Raw genomic sequence first — 10359 nt, forward strand, 5'->3', positions numbered from 1 at the left:
GGCACGACGGGAGGACCCCATGGCGACACGCCCCACCGGCCGGGCCCCGGCCCCACGAGCCGAAGAAGGGGACACACCCCCCTCACGCTTCGACGACCACCTCGCCGCGCAACTCCTCAACCAGCGCATCATCTTCCTCGGCACCCAGGTTGACGAGGTCTCGGCGAACCGCGTGTGCGCCCAGTTGCTGCTGCTGTCGGCGGAGGACCCGCGCACGGACATCGGCCTGTACATCAACAGCCCGGGTGGGTCGGTGACGGCCGGACTGGCCATCTACGACACCATGCGGCTGATCCCCAACGACGTCTCCACGCTCGTCATGGGGTTCGCCGCGAGCATGGGCCAGTTCCTGCTCACCGTCGGCACGCCCGGGAAGCGCTACGCGCTGCCCAACGCGCGGATCATGATGCACCAGCCGTCGGGGGGCATCGGTGGCACCGCCGCCGACATCGCGATCCAGGCGGAGAACCTGGAGTTCATCAAGAAGGCCATCGAGCAGATCACCGCGGAGCACACCGGCCAGAGCGAGGAGACCATCTCCCGCGACGGGAGCCGCGACCGCTGGTTCACCGCGGAGCAGGCGAAGGAGTACGGCATGGTTGACCACGTCGTGGAGTCGCTCGAGGACGTCCGCCCGGCCGGGCCCCGACGCAGGATCGGACTCTGACATGGGCCAGTACACGATCCCCACGGTCATCGAGCGCACCCCCAACGGCGAGCGGGCGTTCGACATCTACAGCCGGCTGCTGTCCGAGCGCGTGATCTTCCTCGGCACCGAGATCGACGACGGTGTCGCCAACGTGGTCATCGCCCAGTTGCTGCACCTGGAGTCGTCGAGCCCGGAGACCGAGATCTCCCTCTACATCAACTCCCCGGGTGGCTCCTTCACCTCCTTGATGGCCATCTACGACACCATGACCTTCGTCAACGCCCCCATCTCGACGTTCTGCGTCGGGCAGGCGGCGTCCACCGCCGCGGTGCTGCTGGCGGGCGGTGACCCCGGACGGCGGTTCGTGCTGAAGCACGCGCGGGTGTTGCTCGGGCAGCCGGTGAGCGGAGGGCAACGCGGGACCGTCTCCGACCTCAGCGTCCAGGCCCACGAGATCCTCCGCATCCGCTCCCAGGTCGAGGAGGTGCTGTCCCTGCACACCCACCACGACATCGCCACGCTCCGCGCGGACATGGACCGCGACAAGGTCTTCACCGCGGAGGAGGCGGTGGCCTACGGGCTCGCCGACGGGGTGCTCAGTCGAAGGGCCCTGCCGGTCTGAGCCGTTCCGCCCGGCCTCCGTTCCGCCCGGCCTCCGTTCCGGCTCGGGTGACGCGCCGGACCCCCGGGCCGGGAACCCCGCCGGGGGTCGGTGCGGGTTCCGGTCAGGACCGGGCCCGGGTCCGACAGGGCACCGGACCCGCACCGGTCAGGCGGCGAGCCGGACCTCGCCCTGGCGACCGGCCGCCAGGGCCCCGCCGTACCGGGTGCTCAGGGCGGTGACCGAGGTGACGGCGACCGTCTCCACCACGGCCTGCTCGGCGGCGGCGTCCTGCCCAACGGCGACCGGGCGCTCGGTGGGGGCGTCACGCCGCGGGGTGTCCGGGGCGATCGGGGCCTGCGCGGGAGGCGCGACCGGGGCGGGACGGCGCCGGGCCGGGGCGGTGCGGGCGAGCTCCCGCTGGGCGAGGGCGAGCAGGTCGGCCAGCCCAAGACCCAGCGCGCGGGCGACGGCCGCGAGCACCTCCGACGAGCCCTCCTTGCGGCCGCGTTCCAACTCGGACAGGTAGGGCATCGAGATCCGCGCGGCCTCGGCGACCTCCCGGAGGGTGCGCTCCTGGCCGAGACGCCGACGACGCAGCACGTCACCGATGACGTCCCGCAACAGCGGCTCCCTGGCTCCCCGCCCCGGTGGCACGACACCCGGACGCAGCGGAACGACACGGCTCTGGTGGGGTGCGCGGCTACTCACCCCTTCAGGGTAGAAGCGTCGTCCCCGGCGGGAAGGGGGTGGGGTTCTGCCCTCGGCGAACCCCGTTCCCCCGCCGGCGGTCCCACCCGTGGGCTGCCGGCGGTCCCGAGGTCCGACGACCCCGGACCGGACCACCGGCCGCCCAGCCACCCGCCCACACGTCAGCCCGCTCGCCCAGGGAGTAGTTGTCAGGCGTCCGCCCAGGTCCTGGCGTCGCGCGCCACCCGGTGGATCGCCTCGACCTCGCCGGGCGCCCACACCCCGGCGAGGGGTCCGAGCGCGGCCACCTCCCGCTCCCGGAACACCCGCACGTCGTGCAGGGACGGCACCGTGGTCAACCCGTCCACACCGACGAACGCCAGCACCGGCGTCACCGGCACCGGGAACCCGCACCCCCGGGTCAGTGCCCTCGACGCCCGTTCCGCCTCGGCGCGGCTCTTGCGCACGTACGGGTACGCCTGCCCGCCGATCTTCACCGCCTCGTCGCCGACCCACACCCGTGCCCCGGGGTGGCACTTGGTGTTGACGCAGAAGACCCCGCCGGGGCCGATCAGCAGGTGGTCGATGTCCACTTTGCGCGGCAGCGGAACCGAGTGCAGCACCCGCCAGCCGCGCGAGGTCAGGCGCTCGAGCTCGGCGCCGACCTTCCGTTCCCCGGCCAGCCCCCTGCGCCAACTGTCCGCCTCCGTCCGCCGGCGGAGCAGCCTCGCCAGCAGCGCGCGCCAGAAACCGGGCGTGACCTCGTCCACCTTCGCCCGCAGCGCCTCACCCGGCCGGTTCGCCGCGAGGTCGTCCTCCGCCCGCGGCGGCGGCCCGGCGGGCGGCCCGGGAACCGGGGTTCCAGCGGGAACCGGGGTTCCGGCCGGGACGGCCGGAGGCGGCACCGGGTCGGTCCGGGGCTCGGTCAGGTCGGGCAGGTGGGGCAGGTGGGGGGCGAGCACGTCGAGCACCGCGCCCCGGTGCTCCTCTGCGAGCAGGTGCAGTTCCCCGGACGCCCGGTCCAGCCAGGCGACCTTGCTCCCGTCGGGCAGGTTCACGTACAACCGGTCGTGCCCGTACCGCTTCCAGGCGGTGACCCGTAAGCCACTCATCCTCCACCTCCGACACCGTTCCCCTGCGCGCCGCCCCCTCGACGGGCGAATGATCATCTGAACAGCACCCCCGCGGCCGGCGCAAGGGCACCCCGGGCCAACGGGCCACCGTTCGCTGCCCGTTCGCCGCGGGAACCCTTGATCAACAGTGGCGGAACAGAACTGCCTGTTTGCCCTGGCTCGTTGATGAGCGATACTGCGCGCCGTGGAGCAGCGCACAGATCCCGTCATCCGACCCATACCCGCGGCCGGCGTTGACCCGGCCCATGTCCCGGGCATCACTCCCCCACCGCCCGGCGAACCGGAGGAGGCGACCGCGGACCAGTCGGCGGACCGACCGGACGATGCGGCCGTCGAGGACGACGACCGGGACGAGCCGGAGGAGCAGGGCGAGGACGCGTCCGCGTCGGGCTCTGACCAGGGCCCGGAGCCGGAGGAGAAGCCGTCGGACGAGGCGGTGGAGGGCCCGGTCTTCAAGGTCTCCGACCGCCGCGCCTCGATCACGGCCGACCGCCGCGGCATCAGGCTCCGGCTCGACGGCGAGGAGGCCGAGTTCTCCTGGGACGAGGTCGGCGCGGTGGAGATCGACACCCCGCGGTTCGGCCGCCGGTTCTCCGTCACCGTCTACACCACCAACCGTCGCTGGTACGAGAACGACGTCGAGGCGCCCGCGAGGAAGCTCCTCAAGGAGTGGGAGAGGGAACTCGACACCGTCCTGGACGCCTGCTTCGAGGACGGCGGCGAGTAGCGGTCCGCGGGGCGTGCTCCGTCGTCACCATGTTCCGCGTGCCTCCCATCACGATCCGCACCGCCCGTCCCGATGACCTCCCCGCCGTCGCCGAGTTGCGCCGGCGGTGGGGGGGAGGTGCACGGGGAACCCGGAACGCCCCGCGACGAGTTCGTGCGGCACCTCGTGGAGTGGGCGCGGGAGAACGCACCCTCTCACCGCTGCCTCGTCGCGGTGCCGACGTACCGCCGACGGGGATTCGCCGTGTCCGAACGTCTGCTCCAGGTGGACCTGCGGCGCTGAACGACGCCCGCGCGGCGGGACGACCTGGCCCGCCGCGTGGATCCGGAACGGGACCGTGGACGTCATACCTCTCGGACGGCGCGGACGTTTCCACCCGGATCAGGCGCCCGCGTCCCGGCGCGCGGCCCGAACGGCCACGCGGTCCCGAGACCGCGAACATCGGAGTGACCGGTCTCACATCCTGGTTGGACCAACCCACCGTCGGTCCGGCGGCGTCCGCAAGGACGGGGGCCGAAGGGGGAGGACGGAGCAAGACGTTGCGCGGGTTGCGGTCTGCACGAGGAATCCTGGCGGTCGGCCTGGCCGCAGCGACGGTACTGGCTGTGCCGCCCCAGACGAGCACGGCCAAACAGCGGTGGTACTGGGCGCACTACCAGAGCGACGGTTGCCGGACGGGCATCCGGGCCAGTGTCGGCTTCGCGTCCGACGGTGACTCCTGGTACGTCAAGGACCGGTGTGCGGACGGCCACGCGGTGGCCGTCAAGACCAGCTTCGGCTGGACCAAGTACCACCGGGGTGGCTCCGGGACCCAGGCCGTGGTCAGGAGGAACTACCGCGAGGGCAGGACCTTCTCGTTCCGGGCCTGCGTGGAGTTCCGCAACGCCCTGCGCTGCGGCCCCAGGCAGACGGCCACCGCCTGACGCGCCGGGACACCGGCCGTGCTCACCACGTCCCGGGGAGGGCCGTGGCGAACTGCTCGGCCATTCCGTTGAGGGGCTGCTCGGTCCAGATCGTCTTGCCCTTGTGGCCGTAGCGGCTCCCCCACCGGGTGGTGCACTGCGCGACGATGAACAGCCCACGCCCTCCCTCGTCGGTTTCCCTGGCCCTGAGCAGGCGGGGTTGGGTGTTGCTCGGATCGCTGACCTCGCAGATGAGCACCCGCTCGCGGAGCAGCCGGAGCGTCACGGGGCCGCCGGCGTACCGGATCGCGTTGGTCATCAGCTCGCTGACCACGAGTTCGGTGGTGTACGTGAGCTGCTCCAGGTCCCAGGCTCCGAGTTGCTCGGCCACCATGGCTCTGGCCCCGGCGACGGAGTCCGGCTCCGCGGCGAACTGCCAGCAGGCCACGTCCTGGGCGCTCACGACCTTCGTGCGCACCAACAGCAACGCCATGTCGTCCTGCGGCAGGGAGGGGCGGGGAGTCACCAGGACCCTGTGGGGGACCTCCTGCAGGGGCGCACCGGACCGCACCGCCTCCGCGAGCCCTTCCTGGAGGTGGCGTATCCCGTGATCGATGTCGCCGTCCACCGCCCGACTCACGCCGTCGGTGTAGAGGGCGAGCACACTGCCCGGCTCCAGGTCCACGGTGACCGGCTCGAACGGCACGCCGCCGACGCCCAGGGGCGGGCCGGGGGAGACGTCAACGAGGCAGGTCGTGCCGTCCGGACCCACGAGGACGGGCGGCGGCTGGCCCGCACTGGCGAAGGTGCACCGGCCGGTCGTCGGGTCGTACACGGCGCACAGGCAGGTCGCGCCCATGGTGTCGCGGTGTTCCTCGGGCGCCTCCGCGGCGAGGCGCTGCACCAGGTCCTCGACGTGGGTGAGCACTTCTTCGGGCGGCAACTCCAGATCCACGTACGCCTGGATCGCCGTACGCAGACGCCCCATGGCCGCGGTCGCCGGAAGGCCCCGGCCGATGACATCACCGATCACGAACGCCAGACGCATGGACGGCAGGGGAATCACGTCGTACCAGTCACCGCCGATACCCGCCGGGCCCGCGGCGGGTCGGTACACCGCGGCGGTCTCCGCCCCCGACGTGCTCGTCACGGCGGAGGGCAGCAGCCGCTCCTGCAGGGCGACCGCCGCCCGCTGGGCGCTGACGAAGCGGCGGGCGCTGTCGATGCCGAGCGCCGCCCGGGAGGCGATCTCACTGAGCAGGTCGGCGTCGTCCTGCTCGAAGACGTCGGACTGCTCGGTCCGGTAGGCCGTGACGGTGCCCAGGAGGAGACCGCGCGCGTACAGCGGTGCGGCAAGAAAGGAATGCGCCCCATCGGGCAGGAAGAGATCGACCAGGGACTCCGCACCACCGAGTTCCCTGACGGCGGCTGCCCGGTCGGTGATGACGGCCCGCCCTGACTCCATGTTCTGCACGACGTGCTCCTCCGGCAGGGGCTGGGGGTACGTCTCTCCCGCCTGGAGCATCCCTGCTGGCCACTCTCCCGAAGCCGACGCCGTGGCCACCCGGGCCAGGTCCCTCACCCCCCGGCCGTGCGGCGGCAGGGGTTCGTCGCCCTCCAGGACGGGTTCTGCGAGGTCCACCGACGCCAGGTCGGCCAGGTCGGGTGCGACGACGTCGGCCAGGGCCTGCGCGGTCTCGGTGATGTCGAGGGAGAACCCGATCCGTGCGGCGGCGTGCTGGAGGATGTCCCGGTGACGGCGGACCTTCTCCCGTTCGGTGACGTCGTCGAAGACCACAGCCACCCCGCTCGGTCTCCCGCGTCCGTCCTGGAGCGGGAACGCGGACAGGGAGAAGACCCAGGTCCGCCCCGGGAACCTCGGACTGCGCACCGGATGCAGGCTCTCGGTGATCGACACCCCGGTGTCCAGCACCCGGCGCAGCACGCCCTCGATGGCCTCCGCGTCCCGCGCGTACATGACGTCGCTGATCCTGCTGCCGACCGGCGGGGGTCTGAGACCGAACGTCTCCTCGGTGATGTTGATCCGGAGCAGCCTGAGGTCCGTGTCGAAGATGGCCAGCGCCAGGTGCCTCTGGGCGAAGAGGGCTCTCATCAGCGAAACGCCCTGCGCCTGTTCCTCCGCGCTGTCGGCGGGGGCGATCAGCACCAGGTGGGTTCCTGTGGCTCCGATGGGCACCACGTGCAGCTCGACGTCGATGGTGTCGCCCGCTCCGCGGCGCAGGCGCACCCGACCCGACGCCGGGACGCCTTCCGGCCGCTCGGAGGGCGTCCCCTGGACGAGCTCCGAGAAGGGGCGTCCCCCAGCCTCTTCGACGGTGCCCGCCAGGAGCCGGACGGCTCCGGCGGACCAGCCGGTGACCACGCCCCTGGCGTCCACCACCAGGACGGCCGGGGAATCGAGGAGCGATTCGCGGTCGTCCGCACCGCCGGGGTTGGTGTCCATGCGTCGGCTCCCGTGGGCCAGGCGTCGCGCCTGTCGTTGTCCGGTCCTCCTGCTTGCGGGCCGGCGACCAGCGGGCGCTGTGTCGCCGGTCACCTGGGTTCCCCGAACGGGGCTCGATATGTACGGGTCGGTCCGGAGCACGTGCGGCCCGACGGTGGGCACGGGGGTCGGGGGTCGGGAGTCCCGGAGCTCGGGGGTCGGGGCACGGGGGTCGGGGGTCGGGGCACGGGGGTCGGGGGTCCCGGGGCTCGGGTCACCGCCGCCCGGTGAGCTGGTTCACCACGAACGTCAGGTGCTGGACGTGGCCCGCCCACACCCGCCCGTGGGCGTTGCCCGAGCCCTGCGGGCCCTCGCCGTGCGCGCACCGGTACATCCAGCGCTCCGCCTCACTGTCCCCGTGGTCGCCGCCGCCGCGGAAGAACGCGGCGTCCACCACCGAGCGGACCGTGGCCCTGCCGCGACGGGCGCGTTCCGCGCGGGCCACCCCGTCCAGGGGTGCCCAGGCCGTGGCGAAGTCGTCCGGCGTGGTGTACCGGACCAGGACCCGGGAGGACCTGCCGGTGTCGGCGGTGTTGGCCCTCAGCGCGTGCTCCACCGAGTAGTCGCCGTACACCACCCTCCTCGGGTACAGGGGGCGTGCCGCGGCCACCGCCTGGTGCAGCGACCAGTCCAGTCGCGGGGTCAGCCGGACGGGCCAGGCGTCGCGGCCACCCCAGGTCAGGGGGAACGCCCCGGAGGTGAGGACCACTCTCCGCCAGGGGAACAGGGTGCCGAGCAGGTCGAGGGCGGTCAGCGCCGTTTTCTGCGCCTCCTGCGGGTCCGTGACGGGGCCCAGGTCCAGGAGGAGGTCGGTCTGGGACCCGACGAGGCACAGCCGCCGGACCATGTCGTCGAGCTCCGCCGCACGGGCCTCGTCGGGCGCCTGGTCCAGCAGGACGCGGATGCCGAGGCCGCGCTGGCCGGCGAGGGCGAGGTCGGCGATGTGGCGCTGGTGCCGAGGGTCCCGTTCCGGGCCGGTCACCAGGCGGAGTCCGCTGCGCGTCGCCACCCTCCACAGGCTGGTGGCGGCCCCCCGCTCGACCCGCTCGACGTGGGTGGCGTCCAGCCAGCCGCCGCGACCCCCCATGGCCCTGACGACGCCGTCCACGCGCTTGGTGAGCCACTCCTGCAACGCTTTCTCACTGGTCTCGGGGTCGTCCGGCGGGCACACCCCGCGGACGCGCTGGGGCCCGACGCGCGGGACCACGGTCCACAGCGGAGCGATCCGCCGACCGATCCACGGGTCCAGGTCCCGGAACGCGGAGCAGGCGGACGACGTCGTCGGCAGGACAGGTACGTAGATCGGCTCCACCATCGCGGCTTCCCCTCCGTCCTGCCGCGTTGCCGTACCGCTCCTGGTGGCAGGGTGAGGGGGAACCCTCGACGCCGAAAAGAGCATCACTCCGGCCAGGTGGCCGTAACCAGCTCTGACCGGACGGATCGGGGTGACCAGCCCACCGGTGGACGGGGCGCCCCGCCGCCGCGTACCTCTCGGGCGTCTCGCCCACCCACGGCCCGATCACTCAGGGCGAGCGCGCGCCCGCATCCGGTGGCCGCCCCGTGATGCCTTCGCGCTCCCCGTTTGACCCATCAACTCATTGGCTACCCGAGCCCTGGTGGTCGCCGGCGCGACACGGGCAGAGCTACCCGTTGCCCGGTGACCACCGCACCACTGGGCACCGCGGTCGCGGTCCCCACCGAACAGCGACGGCGAGAGGTGGTGTCACACCGTGGCTGGTAGTAACAGCGGTGACCAGGGAGGCCGCCCCGCACAGGGCCCGCCGACGCCGCCCGGGGCGCCGACGGACATGCCCCGGGAGTCCTGGGTCGCCGTACTCAAGCGCACGGTGAAGGAGTACAGGGAGGACAACCTGTCCGACTGGGCCGCCGCCCTGACCTACTACGGAATCCTGTCGATCTTCCCCGCCCTGCTGGCCCTGACGTCGATCGTGGGGCTGCTGGGCGCCTCCGACATCGACTCCCTGATCGACAACGTCAGCAGTCTGGCTCCGGGCGCCGCCCGCGACATCCTCACCAGCGCGCTCGAGCAGTTGAAGAACAAGCAGGGGCCCGCGAGCGCCGGGCTGGTCGTCGGCATCGTGCTGGCCCTGTGGTCGGCCTCCGGCTACGTCGCGGCGTTCATGCGCGCCTCGAACGCCGTCTACGACATCCGCGAGGGCCGGCCCGCGTGGAAGACGCTGCCCACCCGTCTCGGCATCACCGCGGTGGTGGTCGTACTGCTGGCCCTGATGGCGATCGGAGTGGTGTTCACCGGCAGCCTCGCCCGCAAGGCCGGCGACGTGCTCGGCGTGGGTGACACCGCGGTCATGGTGTGGAACTACGCCAAGTGGCCGGTGATGGTCATCCTGTTCAGCTTCGTGATCTCACTGCTGTACTGGGCGTCCCCGAACGTCAAACGCGGGTTCCGCTGGGTCTCCCCGGGCGGCCTCCTCGCCGTCCTCATCTGGATCGTCGCGTCCGTGGCCTTCGCGCTGTACGTGGCGTTCTTCGGCAACTACAACAAGACCTACGGCAGCCTCGCCGGGATCATCATCTTCCTGGTCTGGTTGTGGATCTCCAACCTCGCCATCCTGCTCGGCCTGGAGTTCAACGCGGAGCTGGAGCGCGGCCGCGCCATCCAGGGCGGCCACCCACCGGGTGAGGAGCCGTACGCCGAGCCCCGGGACACCAGGAAGCTCTGACAGCCCGCGCCGCTCCCTGTTCCCCAGGGCTCGACGCCCCCGAGCGTCCGCACACCCCCCGCATCCGTTCGGATGCGGGGGGTGTGTGCTGTGTGGGTTCGGTGGCGGGTCGTCGAGTGGTGGCGGGAGGTCCCGTGTCGATGCCCCTGAGGGTTTTTCGAGTGGTCACCGTGAGGAACGTCACCGGGGTGCGGTGCCCTACGAGGTGGAGTAGGAGAACGCTGGCCCGGGCCGGTCAGCGGGAGGCCCCGGGGGTGTGGGCGCGGGGCGCGGCCGGGGTGTGGTCAGGCGGGTGGGGGCGGTATTCCCGGTGCCCCTGCTACGGCCGGTGGTCGTAGCAGGGGGGTCTTGTGCGGGTGGGGAGCCGGCGGCTACAAAGGTTGAGGCGCTGCGGCTTATCAGCCCAGTTGCCCGTTCTGTCCGGTGCGTTTGAGCCCCGCCCCCCGCGGGAG

9 protein-coding genes and 1 pseudogene are annotated in these 10359 nt (G+C 72.4%); 6 read left to right on the top strand and 4 right to left on the bottom strand.

Annotation, left to right across the window (positions count from 1 at the left end; genetic code table 11):
* The first annotated feature begins 19 nt into the window (after positions 1 to 19).
* Positions 20 to 667 carry an ATP-dependent Clp protease proteolytic subunit gene (locus A3IG_RS0123015; RefSeq protein ID WP_018385953.1) on the top strand — a complete coding sequence of 216 codons (648 nt, stop codon included), beginning with the start codon at positions 20 to 22 and terminating at the stop codon, positions 665 to 667.
* Position 668: 1 nt separating this feature from the next.
* Positions 669 to 1271: a ClpP family protease gene (locus tag A3IG_RS0123020; RefSeq protein WP_018385954.1), complete on the top strand. Its 603-nt coding sequence runs from the start codon at positions 669 to 671 to the stop codon at positions 1269 to 1271.
* Between the two features lie 345 nt (positions 1272 to 1616).
* Here A3IG_RS0123020 and A3IG_RS33410 read toward each other — a convergent pair.
* Positions 1617 to 1961, bottom strand: a pseudogene (locus A3IG_RS33410) (helix-turn-helix domain-containing protein); the annotation flags it as partial.
* Between the two features lie 188 nt (positions 1962 to 2149).
* Positions 2150 to 3052, bottom strand: coding sequence for a nuclease-related domain-containing protein (locus tag A3IG_RS0123030; RefSeq protein ID WP_018385956.1), 903 nt, complete (start codon positions 3050 to 3052; stop codon positions 2150 to 2152).
* 205 nt (positions 3053 to 3257) lie between these two features.
* Here A3IG_RS0123030 and A3IG_RS0123035 point away from each other — a divergent pair, with 205 nt between their 5' ends.
* The 3 genes from A3IG_RS0123035 to A3IG_RS0123045 all read left to right on the top strand — a co-directional run bounded on the left by A3IG_RS0123035 (position 3258) and on the right by A3IG_RS0123045 (position 4723).
* Positions 3258 to 3800, top strand: a complete 543-nt coding sequence (locus A3IG_RS0123035) for a hypothetical protein (RefSeq protein ID WP_018385957.1) — start codon at positions 3258 to 3260, stop codon at positions 3798 to 3800.
* A 117-nt stretch (positions 3801 to 3917) separates the two neighbouring features.
* A complete protein-coding gene (locus A3IG_RS33885; protein WP_018385958.1) occupies positions 3918 to 4082 on the top strand; it encodes a hypothetical protein in 165 nt (54 codons plus the stop codon).
* A gap of 323 nt (positions 4083 to 4405) precedes the next feature.
* Positions 4406 to 4723, top strand: a complete 318-nt coding sequence (locus A3IG_RS0123045; protein ID WP_018385959.1) for a hypothetical protein — start codon at positions 4406 to 4408, stop codon at positions 4721 to 4723.
* A 22-nt stretch (positions 4724 to 4745) separates the two neighbouring features.
* On the opposite strand, the gene A3IG_RS0123050 is transcribed toward A3IG_RS0123045, so the two are convergent.
* Positions 4746 to 7166 (bottom strand): SpoIIE family protein phosphatase, encoded by a 2421-nt coding sequence (locus A3IG_RS0123050; protein ID WP_018385960.1) that lies wholly within the window; start codon positions 7164 to 7166, stop codon positions 4746 to 4748.
* Positions 7167 to 7419: 253 nt separating this feature from the next.
* Positions 7420 to 8520 (bottom strand): beta family protein, encoded by a 1101-nt coding sequence (locus A3IG_RS0123055; RefSeq protein WP_018385961.1) that lies wholly within the window; start codon positions 8518 to 8520, stop codon positions 7420 to 7422.
* A gap of 415 nt (positions 8521 to 8935) precedes the next feature.
* Between A3IG_RS0123055 and A3IG_RS0123060 the strand changes: the two genes are divergently transcribed.
* Complete coding sequence (locus A3IG_RS0123060) at positions 8936 to 9907, top strand: YihY/virulence factor BrkB family protein (RefSeq protein WP_407701039.1); 972 nt, start codon at positions 8936 to 8938, stop codon at positions 9905 to 9907.
* The last annotated feature ends 452 nt before the right edge of the window (positions 9908 to 10359 follow it).

Source organism: Wenjunlia vitaminophila DSM 41686 (genome assembly GCF_000380165.1).
GTDB lineage: Bacteria > Actinomycetota > Actinomycetes > Streptomycetales > Streptomycetaceae > Wenjunlia > Wenjunlia vitaminophila.

Bases quoted from the DNA above. Each gene is read 5' to 3' on its own strand.
- A3IG_RS0123015 (WP_018385953.1), top strand. From the start codon at position 20: ATGGCGACACGCCCCACCGGCCGGGCCCCGGCCCCACGAGCCGAAGAA.
- A3IG_RS0123020 (WP_018385954.1), top strand. From the start codon at position 669: ATGGGCCAGTACACGATCCCCACGGTCATCGAGCGCACCCCCAACGGC.
- A3IG_RS0123030 (WP_018385956.1), bottom strand. From the start codon at position 3,052: ATGAGTGGCTTACGGGTCACCGCCTGGAAGCGGTACGGGCACGACCGG.
- A3IG_RS0123050 (WP_018385960.1), bottom strand. From the start codon at position 7,166: ATGGACACCAACCCCGGCGGTGCGGACGACCGCGAATCGCTCCTCGAT.
- A3IG_RS0123055 (WP_018385961.1), bottom strand. From the start codon at position 8,520: ATGGTGGAGCCGATCTACGTACCTGTCCTGCCGACGACGTCGTCCGCC.